Source organism: Ferdinandcohnia sp. GQ5 (assembly GCF_059759275.1).
This window is the reverse complement of record NZ_JCAXEW010000021.1, coordinates 71,884-88,397: the sequence shown is the minus strand read 5'-3', so window position 1 is coordinate 88,397 and position 16,514 is coordinate 71,884. Positions and strand designations below refer to the sequence as shown.

17 protein-coding genes are annotated in these 16,514 nt (G+C 40.6%); 5 read left to right on the top strand and 12 right to left on the bottom strand.

Translation table 11 applies throughout. The features are described from left to right. The first annotated feature begins 544 nt into the window (after nt 1-544). Nucleotides 545-1,249 carry a YwaF family protein gene (locus tag AC6CHV_RS21735; protein ID WP_440272831.1) on the top strand — a complete coding sequence of 235 codons (705 nt, stop codon included), beginning with the start codon at nt 545-547 and terminating at the stop codon, nt 1,247-1,249. 141 nt (nt 1,250-1,390) lie between these two features. On the opposite strand, the gene AC6CHV_RS21730 is transcribed toward AC6CHV_RS21735, so the two are convergent. The 3 genes from AC6CHV_RS21730 to AC6CHV_RS21720 form a co-directional block, all read right to left on the bottom strand. Continuing rightward, a complete protein-coding gene (locus AC6CHV_RS21730; protein WP_440272832.1) occupies nt 1,391-2,041 on the bottom strand; it encodes a response regulator in 651 nt (216 codons plus the stop codon). After that, a complete protein-coding gene (locus AC6CHV_RS21725) occupies nt 2,016-3,872 on the bottom strand; it encodes a GAF domain-containing sensor histidine kinase (RefSeq protein WP_440272833.1) in 1,857 nt (618 codons plus the stop codon). The genes AC6CHV_RS21730 and AC6CHV_RS21725 overlap by 26 nt, the downstream gene beginning before the upstream one ends. 367 nt (nt 3,873-4,239) lie before the next feature. Continuing rightward, the gene (locus tag AC6CHV_RS21720; RefSeq protein ID WP_440272834.1) at nt 4,240-4,401 is read right to left on the bottom strand and encodes a YwzD family small protein; all 162 of its coding nucleotides are present in this window, start codon (nt 4,399-4,401) and stop codon (nt 4,240-4,242) included. Nucleotides 4,402-4,746: 345 nt separating this feature from the next. On the opposite strand from AC6CHV_RS21720, the gene AC6CHV_RS21715 reads away from it, so the two are divergent. The 3 genes from AC6CHV_RS21715 to AC6CHV_RS21705 all read left to right on the top strand — a co-directional run bounded on the left by AC6CHV_RS21715 (nt 4,747) and on the right by AC6CHV_RS21705 (nt 9,400). Next, entirely contained in the window at nt 4,747-6,345 is a 1,599-nt protein-coding gene (locus AC6CHV_RS21715) for an SWIM zinc finger family protein (protein ID WP_498079653.1), read from the top strand. Nucleotides 6,346-6,354: 9 nt separating this feature from the next. Next, nucleotides 6,355-9,111 (top strand): SNF2-related protein, encoded by a 2,757-nt coding sequence (locus tag AC6CHV_RS21710; protein WP_498079652.1) that lies wholly within the window; start codon nt 6,355-6,357, stop codon nt 9,109-9,111. Nucleotides 9,112-9,274: 163 nt separating this feature from the next. After that, nucleotides 9,275-9,400, top strand: coding sequence for a hypothetical protein (locus AC6CHV_RS21705; RefSeq protein ID WP_262983929.1), 126 nt, complete (start codon nt 9,275-9,277; stop codon nt 9,398-9,400). Between the two features lie 78 nt (nt 9,401-9,478). Here the strand turns inward: AC6CHV_RS21705 and AC6CHV_RS21700 are convergent, their stop codons facing one another. The 8 genes from AC6CHV_RS21700 to ssb form a co-directional block, all read right to left on the bottom strand. Then, a complete protein-coding gene (locus AC6CHV_RS21700) occupies nt 9,479-10,102 on the bottom strand; it encodes a hypothetical protein (protein ID WP_498079651.1) in 624 nt (207 codons plus the stop codon). A 71-nt stretch (nt 10,103-10,173) separates the two neighbouring features. Then, nucleotides 10,174-10,719 carry an RNA polymerase sigma factor gene (locus AC6CHV_RS21695; RefSeq protein ID WP_341333194.1) on the bottom strand — a complete coding sequence of 182 codons (546 nt, stop codon included), beginning with the start codon at nt 10,717-10,719 and terminating at the stop codon, nt 10,174-10,176. Nucleotides 10,720-10,800: 81 nt separating this feature from the next. Then, nucleotides 10,801-11,991, bottom strand: coding sequence for a hypothetical protein (locus AC6CHV_RS21690; RefSeq protein ID WP_341333195.1), 1,191 nt, complete (start codon nt 11,989-11,991; stop codon nt 10,801-10,803). Nucleotides 11,992-12,007: 16 nt separating this feature from the next. After that, complete coding sequence (locus AC6CHV_RS21685; protein ID WP_341333196.1) at nt 12,008-12,838, bottom strand: hypothetical protein; 831 nt, start codon at nt 12,836-12,838, stop codon at nt 12,008-12,010. Further along, nucleotides 12,835-13,524, bottom strand: a complete 690-nt coding sequence (locus tag AC6CHV_RS21680) for an ATP-binding cassette domain-containing protein (RefSeq protein WP_498079650.1) — start codon at nt 13,522-13,524, stop codon at nt 12,835-12,837. The genes AC6CHV_RS21685 and AC6CHV_RS21680 overlap by 4 nt, the downstream gene beginning before the upstream one ends. 11 nt (nt 13,525-13,535) lie before the next feature. Then, on the bottom strand, nt 13,536-13,901 hold the full coding sequence (locus AC6CHV_RS21675) for a GntR family transcriptional regulator (protein ID WP_341333198.1): 366 nt from the start codon (nt 13,899-13,901) through the stop codon (nt 13,536-13,538). An 881-nt stretch (nt 13,902-14,782) separates the two neighbouring features. Continuing rightward, nucleotides 14,783-14,959, bottom strand: coding sequence for a hypothetical protein (locus tag AC6CHV_RS21670; protein WP_341333199.1), 177 nt, complete (start codon nt 14,957-14,959; stop codon nt 14,783-14,785). Between the two features lie 31 nt (nt 14,960-14,990). After that, the gene (gene ssb / locus AC6CHV_RS21665; protein WP_341333200.1) at nt 14,991-15,332 is read right to left on the bottom strand and encodes a single-stranded DNA-binding protein; all 342 of its coding nucleotides are present in this window, start codon (nt 15,330-15,332) and stop codon (nt 14,991-14,993) included. A gap of 303 nt (nt 15,333-15,635) precedes the next feature. Here ssb and AC6CHV_RS21660 point away from each other — a divergent pair, with 303 nt between their 5' ends. Then, complete coding sequence (locus AC6CHV_RS21660) at nt 15,636-16,073, top strand: YwpF-like family protein (RefSeq protein ID WP_341333201.1); 438 nt, start codon at nt 15,636-15,638, stop codon at nt 16,071-16,073. 44 nt (nt 16,074-16,117) lie between these two features. On the opposite strand, the gene AC6CHV_RS21655 is transcribed toward AC6CHV_RS21660, so the two are convergent. Then, nucleotides 16,118-16,474: a hypothetical protein gene (locus AC6CHV_RS21655; RefSeq protein ID WP_121449212.1), complete on the bottom strand. Its 357-nt coding sequence runs from the start codon at nt 16,472-16,474 to the stop codon at nt 16,118-16,120. Between the last annotated feature and the right edge of the window lie 40 nt (nt 16,475-16,514).

Here is a 16,514-nt window from a genome sequence, read left to right as displayed (position 1 = left end):
ATATCGGACACAAACCACATTTATCGGACAAACCCTTAGTACACTCAGGTTTAAAAGCCTTCCGGTTCATCCGGAAGGCAGACTATCTAATACAGTTTTTGGGTTATCGGACAAAAATGTGAATATATCGGACAGAGTTTCCCAGATATCGGACATTGCCCGAATTTTATCGGACATAATTCTAATTATATCGGACACAAACCACAATTTATCGGGCAGACCCTTAGTACACTCAGATTTAAAAGCCTTCCGGTCCATCCGGAAGGCAGACTATCTAATACAGTTTTGGGTTATCGGACAATTATGTGTATATATCGGACAGAGTTTCCAGGATATCGGACATTGCCCGAATTTTATCGGACATAACTCTACTTATATCGGACACAAACCACAATTTATCGGACACAAACCACCCCTCTTCCCAAGTTCATCAGCCATCTTACAAACCTACAAAAAAATCCAATCCCCTCAATTTGTCCGAACGTCTAAACCATACCAACCCTCGAATAGACTAATAGAAACCATTTAGAAATGGGGTGACAGCATGTTTTCAGCTGATGGAATGCAGACGTTTGAGTTGTTTTCCGGTACTCATCTCGTGACGCTATTCATATTCATGGTCCTTACCTTCCTATTAATCGCCCTCAGAGAGAAGCTCGGCCCTTATCAGTCAATCATCAAATGGACATTTTTCAGCATCTTGGTCGCTAGTGAAGTGTCACACCAAATTTGGCTAGTCGCTACCAATCAATGGGAAATCGGCTCCCTTCCGTTACACCTTTGTTCAATTAGCACTTTTATTTGTATCTTCCTATTCTTAAAGCCTGGTAAAAAAGCATTTTACCTCGTGTACTTTACAGGATTGCTCCCACCAATTCTAAGCATGGTAACTCCCGAACTATTCCATGACTTCCCGCATTATCGCTTCCTAAAGTACTTCCTTCATCACGCCACAATTGCTTGGTCCGTACTTTATTTCATTTTTTACGAGGGCTATCGTGTACCGCGAAAAGCTGTCTGGACCGCATTCTTACTCCTTAACCTAATCGCTGTTCCAATCTTTTTTATCAATCTCCTTCTCGACACAAATTTCTTCTATCTCGCAAACCCAACCGAATCCACAACGATCCTGTCCTATTTCGGTTCCGGCATTACGTATTATCTAACAATTGAAGTCGCTGGTATCATCGTATTTCTCATCACCTACTTCCCGATGGCGATTTGGATGAAAAAAGAAAAAAGCCATTAAGTCATTTGACTTAATGGCTTTTGGGACAGAGGGACAGGTCCCTTGGCCCAGACTGGGACGAGGGACCTGTCCCCGCGACCCAACTGAGGAGACTCGCGAACTCAAACACAGACCCACTATGTTCCCCAGCACACTTTCACCTCAAATCCCAGAGTTTTGCATGGGAACTAGTTTGTTTTGTACGGCGTAGATAACAACTTGAGAACGGCTTTTGACGTCGAATTTTTTGAATATCTTGCTGACATGAATTTTTACCGTTTTGTCACTGATGAAGAGACGATCCGCGATTTCCTTGTTGCTCATCCCTTCCACCAAGCATTGGAGAACTTCCATTTCCCGCTCCGTTAGCACATTTTCCTTTGGCTGCTCCTGCTGCTGTTGATGGAAATTGAGGAGCTTTTTCGTCATAGATGGATGAATCACAGACTCGCCTCGTGCGACAGTACGAATCGCTTCGACGACCTGCTCTGATGGTGCATCTTTTAGCAAATACCCGTCAGCACCCTCGCGAATCGCCGCCATGAAATACTCGTCATGGTTGTGCATGGTCAGTACCAGTACCTTGATTGATGGATATTTTTTCTTCAGGATGCCTGTCACTTCTACTCCATTTTTTTCAGGCATATTGATATCCATTAAGATCACATCTGGTTCGCACATTGGTACATTCTTTAGTGCATCATCACCTGAAACCGCTTCGCCGACAACACGAATGTCGTCCTCGAGCTCTAATATATTTCTAAGTCCGTCACGTAACACAGCATGATCATCCACCAGCATAAGCTTGATCAATAGTACTACCTCCTTCAAGTCCCATCTTTGGAACAGTTAATGTGATATCCGTACCTTCGCCCTCTTTAGAATCAATTTGGAGGGTTGCATTGATTTTTTCCGCGGCGTCATTCATATTTAAAATGCCAAAATGAGGGTTGTTTTGCGCCTTGACCATTGCCTGAAACAGTGAAAACCCTACGCCATTGTCCTTGATTTTTAAAACAATATGCTCCTTTTGATAGCTTAACAGAATTTCAATTTCTGTGGCCTTTGCATGCTTGATTGTGTTTTGCAAACTCTCTTGAAAAATGTCAAATAATTCCTTTTCAACCATCGAGCTGAGCGGAACTTCTTGGCCTCTTATATCAAATGAAAACTTGATATTGTATTCACTTTTTACCATTTCAATTCGCTTTTCGATCGCCGCTGACAAGCCAACCCGTTCGGTCGGATACGGTCGCAACTCGTAAATAGATTCACGAACTTCTCGTAAACTAAGTCTTAATTTATCCATACTTTCTACGATAAGTTTTCTCGTTTCCTCAGGATTTCGATTGAATTTTCGTTCGGCTGTTTCTAGCTTCATGACTGCACCTGCAAGAGTCTGGGCAACCCCATCATGAATCCCCCGTGCAATCCGGTTTCTCTCCTCGAGAATTATCCGTTTTTCTTTTTCTTCTATTAAAAATCTTGTCTTTACCGCAACTGCAAGCTGGTTCGACAGTGTAGCAATCGAGTGGATCTCGTCGTCCCCAAAGCTACGTGCACGACTTTTTGCAACCACGAGCATTCCAATGGTTTCATCCTCGACGACCATTGGTGAATACACAAAGGCCTTCATATCTTTTTTAAAGAATTCATCAATGGGGCCAAGCTTTTTTACCCTGTCCTGATAAACAATAGGCTGCTTTTTTCCATCAAAACGGGCCAACGCTTCACCTGTTAAGGCATCCTTTGGAGTGACCCTTCCATCATAATACAAAATCTTCCACACATCATTTTCTTTCACCCAGAGCATAAGAGCTTGCACATCTACGATTTGAGAAAATGTATTTTTAAACGTCTCAATCCACTCGGTTGAATGAATTTTCTTATTCACGCCTGTTGTAATTGCAAACAGCGCATTTAAGCGTTTCTTTTCATTTTCAAGTGTGGAGATGACCGAATACAGCAGAGAAACGGCCACCAATGGCGAGAAAAAGAAGAATAGGGAGAACACATCAACAATTCGACCACCAAGGAACACCATAACAATCCCATATAGCAAGGAAATGAATGCACTCCCCAACTCTGTTAAAGTCTTTGCTTTAAACATGTAAAATGGATAAGGTTGTGGACGAATCAGCAAGACAAAATCAACAATTAAATTATTTATCATAAAAAAGAGTGCAACAAAAAGACCATATGTAAGGATAGCTGTCAAAAATTCACTGTTCGTTGCAAGAATCTGGGTGATTGTTGTTTGTTTTATGATGTAGTTTGCAAGAAATACACTGACTGCCAGCTGAGCTGGGTTAAACAGGACAATTCTCAGCGGACGTTGACGAAGGATATTAATAATTAATACGATTGTTACATAAATGATAATTGGATACGATATCCCAAACAACTCTTGCATAACAAAGATAAATGGAAATGTAATCGTCGTGGAGCCTCTCAAGAGCTGGATCGGAAAATACTCGATTAACGCTAAAAATGCTGTAAGTAATAGGAGAATCGCAATTTCATCGGTTGGTTCAATAATCAATAGCGAATACCCCACAACCGTCCAACCAAGTATTGAAATTAATATCATATAGATTTTTGCATAGTTCTCTCTCTTGTGAGAGGACACCATTGGAAGCTTCACACTTCTCCCCCTTATCATAACGTTCAGTAAATTTTTGTCCGTTACTATTATAATAAGTGTACTGTTTAAAAATAACAAATCATACCAATGTAAACGAATACACAAAAAAACTGCATAAAAACCCAGACTAGTCGAATGGCTTGAAAACCACTGACCAATGCTGGGTAACCACAAACAACTGAAATGTTTGTGGAAACAATTATGCCAAAAAAACACAAAGTTTTCTATTACCCATATTAATTATTTCGATACGCCAAAAGTAGTAGAGCCTGTAATTTTATGCACAAAAAAACTGCCACCCCAAAAGGTAGACAGCGTTGAATAGGTCCCTTGTCCCAATTTTATGTGTTGGCTTATTCGATTTTGGCTATGCTGTAGGTGAGCCTTTAATATCGTCAGCTATGTCTTTAATAAATTTCTTCATATCTATATCTGTACTTCCTTCGCCTTTCATAAAAGCACGAATTAACGCTCTTCTAACTTGGTTCTGATCAATCGAAATATCCTTACTCGAAGATTTAGGCTCCAAATTATGTTCACTCCTAGCTGGAAAAATACATATGTTTCGAACTCTGTCACAGCGAAGGATGGAGACACCTCCGCGTAGCAGAGTTCGATAAGTGCCTAAGTGGCCAGGCACTATGGGAGAAAATGATTTCTTGGGGAGTTTGGATGGAGAAACCAACTCCGCCAAGTAATTTACTATACATGTACGCTGAATACCCCTTTTTTGCGACTGTCTTTTGAAAAAACTTTCTAAATTTAAGTAATATGTGCAGACCTTCCTAGTCCAAAATGCCAATTCATTCTATTTTGCGGTATAATAAAAAGATATGATTTCATCAATCTAAGCAACATGGGGAGTGAGACTAGCTTGCTTCAAAAAGATATTCCAAAGGATGCGGTCATGCATTTTTCCGAAAAGCTACGGGGCATGATTACATTCGACAATGAAGTTGATCGGACACTAATTAAAAAAGGACTAAACCTCTTCCGTCAGGGGAGTGTGTATAATGTAAAATACAACGGGCAAAAGCTTGAAGGACGAGTTCAGGATGTCACACCTGTTGATGTTGCACTTGATCTTGACTCACTAGACGCAAGTAGCTGTTCGTGCCCAACCACGGGCTTTTGCCGACACCAGATGGCTTTGTTTTTCTATATGTATGCCAGTGTTGACCGAGTCGGGTCCCTGCTTGAGCAGTGGAAAGAAGGCAGCAAACCGAAGCCTACTCTTGAATCAATTCCTATAAAAAAAGGTAGTATCCTAGAGCGTGTGGAATACAAGGAAAATTCACTCGAAAGCTGGCTTGCCCTTTTTGACAAGGAATACGAACGGTTTGAATCAGGTCACCCAGAAAAAACGATTTACTTTTTCGCAACGCTGTACCATTCTTTTTTCCAAACATTAAAAAGGAAAGCTCCTTATTCTGAGGAGTACAAGCGTCTATTTCATATTCATGCAGCCCTTTTTTGCATTCGAAAAACAGTCGAGTTGCTTGATCAAATGGAAGTGCGAAACTATCAGGTGGATACGTATATCAAGCCTTATTTTCATAATTTCACAGACATCGTTCTAGATCATTCCTTAGAAATGAAGAGAGTGTCACTGCCATTTTCGTTTGACGAACTCCTTGAAGAAAGCATCCAACCGGTCCGTGAGACACTGCTTTGTCAGTCGATGTTTCAATATGAGCGCATGCAAATGTATCGTTTGCTTTGGGCGACTTTTTTTAATCGAAAAAAATGGATTGAAACCGAGCAGAGTGCCCTGGACACGGAGCATCAAGCACATCAGATTGCTTTTGCCCATCTTCACTTTTTACTAAAGGATGATATGAATGCAATCGAATCAATGAAAAAGCTTGGACACGAGGCAACACCCTATAGTTTCTGGTGGATTTCCTATCTATCCGAATCTAAAAATTGGGACCGAGTTCGTCCTTGGATTGGCTATGCATTAGAAGGCATTCGCTCGTTTATTTTTGGCATCCAAAGCTATGAAGGACGCCGCCACATGACAAGATTGTTTTTACAAAACATTATGCCGTACGCCGAGGAACAAGATGATACGGTTTATATGGATGCCGTAAAAAAACTCCTCCCGTACAGTTATGTCGAGTACAATGACTATTTGCTTGAGACGGAGCAATTCCGAAAATGGGTTGAACTGCAAATCATGCTTGGCTATGATATCGATGAAATAGACCGTTATATTTTAAAAGAAATTGAAAACCACGATCGGAGTGCATTGTTCCCTCTTTATCACCAGGCCGTCGCAAAGGCGATTGAGGGTAAAAATCGGCCCAGCTATAAAAAAGCCGTTAAATATTTGCGCAAGATCCGAGCTCATTATAAAAAATGTAAACAAGAAGATGTGTGGGAGGACTATATTGCGAGACTTGCCACGATGAACAAGCGATTACGTGCCTTCCAACAGGAGCTGTTACGGGCTTCTATGATTTCGGATTAAAGGGGTGAGATGATGGTAATTGGAGAAACATTTGTAATCCATGCAGAATGGGTTGCGGACAATGGTTTTTATATTTGGTGCACCACAGAAGATGGCAACGAGCTTACAGCTAACAATTGGAAGCGAAATCTCTTTGCTTGGCATGAGGCCACCTTTTACGGGACCTTCCTCGAAGAGAACAACTTTCAACATCACGATGCCGTCCTTCTTTCACCCTGGCAGGCATTTACCTTTTTTGGAGAGTTACCGGTTAATTCCCTGATCGAAGTAGAGCTTAGCGAGAATGCACAGCATTATCACACCATTTCGAAAAGCTTGTTGCCACTTATTAAGGAAGGCGATTTTATGCCCGACTTTGATTATTGGCGTAAGTCTGAGCATTTTGGCTGGAAACCGATTGGCACTGAGGTAACGGGATTTGCGGAGGAGTGGTTTTCTGAGGCAATCACCGATTGGATTCAAAGTGATTCCACGCTTTCTGACGCCTGGCAGGAAATTGCCTCAACCTTCCCGCTTGTAAAAAGTACCGCTGGCGCTGAGTTTGTCGTTGATGAAAACAATTGGCTTGAACGGATTGGCTGGAAGGAAGATCACACCCCATTTGATTGTCTCATCCAAATTGAGGAACCGGAAATGGACAATGGCACGTGGAAGCTACAAACTGTGCTTCGAAGCAAAAAAAAGCCCTATAAGACGCATTTGGCTCTACCTAAAGAATGGGCGCCTTTTGAGGAAAAAATCACGAGTGACCAGGAGATGTGGTGCAAACTTGTGCCATGGCTTCGTGATGAGGAAGGAATCGTTCACGAGTTAACTGAGCGCCAAGCCTGGGACTTCTTAACGGAAGCAAGTTCAAGGCTCATCGATGCCGGAGTTGGAATCCTGTTACCAGCATGGTGGCAAGCAATCAAGGACGCTCAACTTGCAATTAAGGCGAAAGTAAAAACAAATTCAGGTGCCGGTCGCCAATCATTCGTTGGCCTGCAATCCATCGTCAATTTTGACTGGCGTTTTTCAACAAACGGTGTAGAGCTATCCGAAGAGGAATTCATGTCACTGGTGAACGAGCAAAGACGATTAATCAATATCCGTGGAAAATGGATTAAGCTTGATCCTGCATTCATCAAACAGGTTCAATCGATTTTAGAACGTGCGAATAAAGAAGGGCTCCATATCCGTGATGTCCTAGAGCAGGAACTACTATCACTTTCTGAAAAAGCTGAACATGAAGAACAGGAAGCAGCACGAGCATTTGCAGGCGTTCAAATTGAACTCAACCGCCATCTGTCGCAAATGATTACGCAGCTAACGGACATCAAGGAGATTCCACAAGCCGTCATTCCAGAGACCTTCAAGGGTGAGCTTCGTCCATATCAGCAACAAGGTGTCGACTGGCTCTTATTTTTACGTAAGTTCGGTTTCGGGGCCTGTCTTGCCGATGACATGGGACTTGGAAAGACGATTCAAATGATTGCCTACTTTTTAACGGTAAAAGAAAGTGGTGCCAAGCCTTCACTAATCATTTGCCCAACATCTGTACTTGGCAACTGGCAAAAGGAGCTTGAGAAATTCGGACCGGATTTACGCGTCCACCTTCACTATGGATCGAACCGCTTGAAGGGTGAGGAGTTTACCCAGCAGGTGAATGAAGCTGACATCGTGCTCACCTCTTACGGATTGTCCCATTTAGATGAGGAGGAAATTTCCTCTTACGACTGGGGTACGATTTGCTTGGATGAAGCCCAAAACATTAAAAACGCACAAACGAAGCAATCACGAGCGATCCGCAAGCTAAAAAGCGACCATAATATCGCATTAACCGGAACGCCAATGGAAAACCGACTGACTGAGCTTTGGTCGATTTTCGACTTCATTAACCGTGGCTATTTAGGCAGCCTTGGTGGATTCCAAAAACGATTTGTGTCACCAATTGAAAAGGATCATGACCAAGAAACAATTGCTCAACTGCAGCGCTTAATCAAGCCATTTTTACTAAGACGTACGAAAAATGATGAGGCCGTTGCATTGAATTTGCCGGACAAGCTCGAGCAAAAAGAATACTGTCCGTTAACAGTTGAACAGGCATCGATTTATGAACAGCTCGTGAAGGATACATTGGAACAAGTCGAACAGCTTGCAGGCATCCAACGTAAAGGGTTGATTTTAAAAATGCTTGGGCAATTGAAACAGGTTTGTGACCACCCGGCACTTTATTTAAAGGAAGCTGCTCCGAAAAATGTTGATGATCGATCTGCAAAAATGGAAAAGCTCCTTGAATTGGTCGACCACATTCGGGACCAGAACGAGAGCTGTTTGATCTTCACCCAATATATTCAAATGGGGGAAATGATTCAGGATGTGCTGTCAAAACGCTTTAATGAACCGGTGCGATTCTTGAACGGAAGTGCTGCGAAAGTACAACGTGACAAGATGATTGAAGGGTTTCAAAACCGGGAATACAATATCTTGATTCTATCACTCAAGGCTGGCGGAACCGGATTGAACTTAACAGAGGCAAACCATGTCATCCACTATGATCGCTGGTGGAACCCTGCCGTCGAAAACCAAGCCACTGACCGTGCCTACCGCATCGGCCAAAAACGCTTCGTCCACGTGCACAAGCTAATTGCAACCGGCACACTTGAAGAAAAAATCGACGAAATGCTGGAGAATAAGCAGTCACTCAATGACGAAATCATCACCAGCGAAAACTGGATCACCGAACTCTCCACAACCGAACTAAAAGAACTCTTAGGCGCGTTCTAGTTCAGGTCATAGGAGACTCAGGTACTAATCTCAGACTCTGGGTCACGGGGCTTGGTTCAATGTCCCAGGCCATACAGATGGGACACAGGGACAGGTCCCTTGTCCCAGAACAAACGGATTATCAAATCTTGCTGTCGCGCAAAAACCAAAGGAGCTGATTCATTTGGCCGAAAAAACAACCAAACCCAAGAAAAGAGCAAAAAAATTTGTGCCAAGTGAAAAGCACAAAGACAAAACCGAACCTTGGCAAAAATTTTACCACCTTGTCGAAGAAAAACTAAAGAAATAAGCAAAGGGTGGTGACTGTTGTCACCACCCGCTTTTTATCTAGAATCCCTTTGCTTGCAAGAGACCCCAGCCCACTCTATTAACCTACCTTTATATCTTCCTCAAATTGTTTATATAAAATATACCGCTGCATTCCCCGCGTTTTTTCATAAGCCTTTCGGATTTCAGCAACATACTCATCATGATTGCCTTTCTTTTTAGCAATCCCAGAAGCCAAGGCATGCTTCATCCACTCGGACTTCACCTGATTTCCAAGCTCAGTCGCCTGCTCCAGCTTCCCCTCCTCCACAGCAACAATCGCCTGATAATAGGCTTTATACTGTAGGGGACGGATGTCCTCAATGTCCTTTTTTACTCGTAAAATATCATCCTCGTATAAGGCATGCAATGTCTTAAACAACGCCTGTCTTGCGAAATCTTTATATTTTCGAAGCAAGGATTCTGTCGCTTCCTTCACGTCCTGGTCAATCCGATTGCCCATTCCGTAATAGAGCTTAAACGCTGGATTTTTTCTACGTTTCTCCAGATAGGACTCTATCTTTCTTACATTTTTCTCCCAGTAAATCGGATAAATAAATAAGTAAGTACCAAGAACAGCTATTACGATAATACTTATAATCATACTTGTCGGTTGACCTAGCTCCAAAAACCCTAGCAAGACTCCTAACAATAACGATATCCCAAACAAAACTGCAACTCTCACCACAATCATCCCCAACAATTTGTCATTATTGGATAATTATACCTCACTAGACTCCCATAAAAAAAGACCAATCATGTCGTTTTCCATGATTGGCGGGACGAGGGGACAGGTTCATTGTCCCAGCTTTCATAAATTTGCTTCAACATTCGCTTTCCGCGAAAAAGTTTATTCTTCACAAACGAAATATCTTTACACAATAATTGGCTAATTTCCTTGTAGCTATAATCACTAAAATAATAGAGAGATAGTGTTTGTTTGTAATCCTTGGGTAACGCTTCGATTTGTTGGTAGAGCCTTTCTCTTTCGAACCTTTCCAATATTTCGTTCTCCACCATTTCATCGGTCGAATATCCCAAATCCTCCATCTCATCAACCAAGACAGTTGCTTTTACAACCTTACTCCGAAGATAGTCAATACATTGATTACGTGTGATTTTATATAACCAGGATTTCAATTTAGACTGTTCTCTAAATGAATTCAATTTTAAGAAGATCTTCAAAAAAACTTCCTGCATAATATCATCAACTACTGCCCAATTTCGAACATATCGAAAGGCCACGTATCGCAATTCTGTTCCGTAATTCGTAATGATTTCTTCCATTTTATGTTCCGTCATATTCTCACCTTATTGAGTGGGACACGGGACCTGTCCCCGTGACCCATTTTTTGGGGACACGGGACCTGTCCCTCTGTCCCACTAGTTGTTAATTTCGTAAATGTATAGTTTGTAGTCTTGCTGTTCCTTCTTTTGGTTTTTGACAACAAGTGTTCCTTCGTATAGGGACTGCCCGGTATTTAAGTCACTGATTGCGAGCGGATATTTTCCATCAACTGAGCTTATGATATAGATTTTTCCGTTTTGCAGCTCGATAAAAGGGGCATGTTCGCCTTTTTCATGTTCCACTTTAAATATTTGCTTTTCACCCCAGCTGTCATTTTCAATATTATACTGATTCACTTCTATTCCATTTGGCGATTGGTTTGGAATATATATTGTAGTGTCATTGATAGCAAACGAATCAATGCCATACCCTCGTTCTTCCGGACTCATTTCTAGCTTTTTCAATTGATTGGTCTCGATGTTATAGACCATGATTTCGTCCTCAATGATTTTTGGTTCACCCATTTCCACCGCGTCTTCATATGCAGGCTCTTCATGTGCGTACACTTGGAACAGCAGATATTTTTTCGGTTCAACTGAATAATATTCATCAACGACTCTAATATCTGACCATCCATTCTCAATTTTTGGCGATCCATATACGGTTTCATCGCTTACGGCCTTTTTGTCCAAGTCAATTGTATATACATTAAGATCCTCACCGCTTTCAGTGCGAAATCCTCTTGCGATAACCTTTATTTCGTTATTGATGGATTGGACATCCATCACCTCGACCCAATGATAGTTGTCATCATTAGGAACATCTAACTCCATTGATGTCGTTTTGTCTGTTTTAACGTCTAAAACCTCTATTTCGAAATACATATTTTTAGAGACATTTCCATTACCTTCAACATTTACATACACAACAAAATTCTCATCAGCATATAAGCTATTTTCTAAGTAACTTTTTCCTCTCATAAAATGGCTATACTTATCTTTTAGCTGATTATAAGCAGGTACCGTACTCGTCCTTGTCAATTCTTCAATTAACGACTGGTTACTTAAATTAATCGTTTTATCTTTCGAAATAAGCAAGGAATGATGAATATCATTACCGCTAAGATCTCCGTTAATCCTTATGTTCTCTATTTCTTTTTCATTTCCACTTACCTTTTCGATGCCGACTACAATATTTTCAGCTGCCAAACTAGAATTTATATAAAAAGCGCCAATCACAAGCACCGTAATTACACTAAGCGTGATTATTTTCCAATATCGTTTCATGCTTTTCGACCTCCTATCATACCCTTATTTTTTTGTTCATGAGGTAATTCCCGATCCATATTGCCCCAGCAAGGGTAAGTAAGCATGTACCAAGTTCCATATAGAACAATTCATTCGCATAAAAATAATTACGTAAGATAAGTTCATTCACTAATATCGGTGCAAAAAAGACTAAAATGGATACTGCGGCATAAAGGATTCCGAGGAAAATCCCTTTTAATCGATATGAACGTTCAAATAGAATCCCTGTAAACACGACACATACCGCTACAATCCCAACACCGTATATGAGAATAAAGTCTGCAATTGTCATAGGGAATAAAACACCTAAGTAATAATGGTTGGAAATTGTGGCAATTGAAAAATCAGTACGTAACTCATCTGGAACCAACCATTTTATAATCTGCATTTCAGCAGGAACCAATATTAATTGTAAGGCAATGAGACCCAAAACAAACAATAAAACCGTTGTAGCCTTCGCCAAGTAAATATTCAATCTTGCGGTTGGTAAAACGAGCAAACGATAACTAAACGTGTTCTTTCCAAACCAATCTCGGTACCAAATAAAGAATACATAGATTAGTAAAGTAACCCCAGCTAGCATAATCGGCCCCAAAAACCACAATGTTTCCGAAAAACGAAAAAAGCTCATTGTGCCATATTGAGAAATAAAATCACTCTTTGATAATAAATCCTCATATATCGCCTTGTTCGCACGACCTACATATCGTCTGGCTTCAAATATGACGCCCACCATTTGACATAACACCGTAATTCCTACTAAAACAAGATATAGTTTAAAAAATCGAGAAAACTCGAAATTGACTAGCTTCAAAAATCGATTCATGCTCTATACACCTCTCTCATCACATCGATGACCGATTTCCCCTCATTCTCCCTGACTTCTTCGGTATCGAATTCCCTTAACACAACGCCATTATCTAGCAACACCACTTTATCAATTAAATGCTCGATATCATTGATCTCGTGAGTTGTAATGATTACGCCACGATCCTCAATTAAATGGCTTGTAAATACATCCGCGATCTGCTCTCGACTAAAAATATCAATCCCCGAAAAAGGCTCATCCATTAAGACATAATCGACATCTAATGCCAATCCAAGGATCAAGTTTACCTTAGCCGTATTTCCCTTTGATAGATCCGAGATTCGGTCCGTTTCTTTTAATCTAAAAAATTCGAGTAGCTCCTCGGCACGTTTTTGATTCCATGAATCATAGAAATCAGCCATAAACATGAATGCTTCGTGAATTTTCATTTGTGGCAGCATCGTGATTGTATCAGGAATAAACGTAATTTTTTCATAGCTACCTTTATGAATCTTTTCCCCATCTATAAGAATCTGACCTCCATCAATAGGAGTTAATGCCATAATCGCCTTCATAATGGTTGTTTTCCCAACACCGTTAATCCCAATCAAACACGTAATCTTCCCTTTTTCAGCAGTAAAGTTTACACCGTTTAACACGGTCTTCCTACCAAACTTCTTGGTTACGTCCTTTACTTCAATCACCAAAATCCCCCCTATTCCTTCTCATACTCTTGTTCAACTATTTTCAATGCCTCTTGCAAAGGCATATTAATTGACCGAACTGAATGAATAAAAGTGGTAACAGCCTCTAATACCAATTCCTCACGAACCATCTTCAATACTTGTTCATCCTTCGTAATGCGACTAGGTAAATTTCCCTCTGTAAAAATCAACCCTTGTTCCTCCATTTCTTTATACGCACGCTGAGCCGTATTTGGATTTATCTTTAATTGATTCGCTAACTCTCTCCTTGAAGGAATCTCCTGACCTGGTTCAAAAAAGCCTTTCGCAATTTGTTCTTTAAAGAACTGAATGACTTGAACATATACAGGATCCCGATTATTAAACTTCACATCCATAGACCCATCTCCATTCATCCCCTGTATCAAGGGGTTAATACACCAAACTCAAAAATAAGCTTATTTTGACGACTGTATTAAACACACCATACAGCTGTGATAAAAAAACTGCGGTGTATCAATCAGTTAATACACCTTATGAATGTATTATATGGTTAATACACTCTAACTGTCAACACTAAAAAAAAGGCTCTTTTCTAAAAGATTGTTGCTTTTTTGTTAATAAATTTCAAACCAAGTTGATTGGAGCGTAAGGTGGCGACTCCTCGAAAATGTATTCACATTTTCTTCGTACGTGGGTTATTTCAAAGAAGCAAGTTCAATGCCCATCGGGAAAAGCGTGAGACTTGAGACCCCGCAGGAGCGGCAGCGACCTGTCCAGTTGCAGCGGCTAGAAACTCGAGAAATTTCAACTCCTCCTTCAGAGGCAAAATACGCCTCTTTATGGAGTCTCCGACGCACACGACGTGCTAGTGCCGACTTCTCCACAGGACGTGGCGCTTTAGTCGGCCAATTTTCTCATTTCTGTGCAAGCCGCCTCCACATTTCGTTGAGGAGGCTCAAGCCACGCCCGCGGAAAGCGTCCAACTGAAGAGGAAGTCAACGGTATAATAACAGCAAATCTTACGAAAACAGCCAAAAAGAAAAAAATGTAAACAAGCCTATTGACCAACAGGAACGAATGTTCTATCATGAAGGTAAGAAAAAAGCCAACCATGTTGTGACCATGATTGGCGAGATTTGAAGAATTACTGGAGCATCCATCTATCTCTAGAGGAACCTTTTTGAAATGACGACTGAGGCTGCTTATTGCGAGGTACATGGATAGTGGGGATATAGAAAAAGTTCATATTCTAAATCTCTTTATTATCGTTCTCAAATTACAAAACCTTCCTTTCTAAAAGACGATTGATCTGTAAAAGTCTTTCCTTATAGTTTTGATCAATCTGATCCATGCGTTCTCCAATTTGGCCTTGTAATATTTCCAGATGCAATGCGATTCCCATAGCAAGCTTATTCAGCTTATCGTTAATATTCTTTATCTCATCATTGTTCATACATACACCTCCTAAACTTAGGCATCAAGGATCAATTTTCTACAAGCTCCCTAGGCTTTCCACCAAGAAATTTGACAGAGTCTGCTAACACTTCCGTCACATATACTCTTTTGCCCTCGTTGTTTTGATAGTTCCGGGTTTGAATTCGACCTGTAACACCTAGAATAGAACCCTTTTTACAATAGTTTGCCGTATTTTCTGCCGTTTTCTGCCACAGTGTACAGTTAACAAAATCGGTATTAATTTCGCCTCCTGCATTTTTAAAATTCCGGCTAACCGCAAGTGTTACATGTGCTACAGCTCTCCCGTCCTGGGTGTAACGTAAATCAGGATCACGAGTCAATCTTCCAACTAATATTACTTGATTAATCATATTTATTCCCCCTTGGTTACATCTAACAGGGCTATCATACTTCATGATTCAATAGAGGTAAAATTAGGAAAAATAAATTATTTCAAGGATGACTCTATAAAAAATTGAATTTCGCTACACCTCTTTTACATTTTTAATTGTAAATAGATTAAACCCAAGAATTATCTAAGATTCTACAAATTTTTTCAAAAAAGGACACAACTTTCAGATTCATTTCATCTTCATCTACATATAATAACCAAGTAAATATGCTATAATTTAACTATCTATTTAGTACGAAAGATTTATAAGGGGGTCAGGGATATGAAAACGTTTAGGTTGGTATCACTTAAAGTTCTTCATCAGGATGAACAGCCGGATCGGGTCGAGGATATTCCGTTGATTGATGGATTAATCATTAATCGGGAGGATGGGGAAAACCGTTGGATTGTGGAGGCATTTATTGAAAAACCGTATAAGGCCATTTTCGAAAAAGCAAAACAAGCCCAAGAAAAGCTTAATCTCCAAGTAACCATTTCAAAAAAATCAAATGATCCTGCCCCCTTAATGGGTGAAGTAAAGATCATTAAGGAAATGGAGAATAGTGTGAGTGTCCTTTTAGACGGAAACTTAGTTCCAAATCGACTCAACATCGCTGAAATCGTTCTTACCGACCTTATTAACCAAGGCTTAGAAGGAGAAGGTCTCCTTGCTGAATTTAAAAATAGACTCCAAGAAAAGAAAAAGACGTTACAAAGTTAAAAAGGCAGGACACAAATCCCGCCTTTTTTCATAACTATTGAGACTTATTTGCCTCCACCAGCACCGTTAGTACCACCATTGTCTTCATCAGGAACCAAATCATTGTCACCTAGCTCATCATTGTCATCCTTGCCCACGTCTAGGTCACCATCATTATTGTCATCTTCAATTAGATTTCCGTCACCATTTAAGTCATTATCATTGTTATTCATGTCATTATCACCAGGAACAACATCTTCCTCAGGAGTTACATCGTTATCTAGCTCGTTGTTGAAATCCTCACCAGGTGTTTCTAGTCCATCATCCTCTGGAGGCGGATCTTGGTCATCGGCATTACATCCGGTTACTAAAAACACAGCAAGTAGAGATCCCATCAACTTAAGGAACCATTTTTTGTTCATTTGCAAAATCTCCTTTCTGTTTTCTTCTAAGTATTGTAGT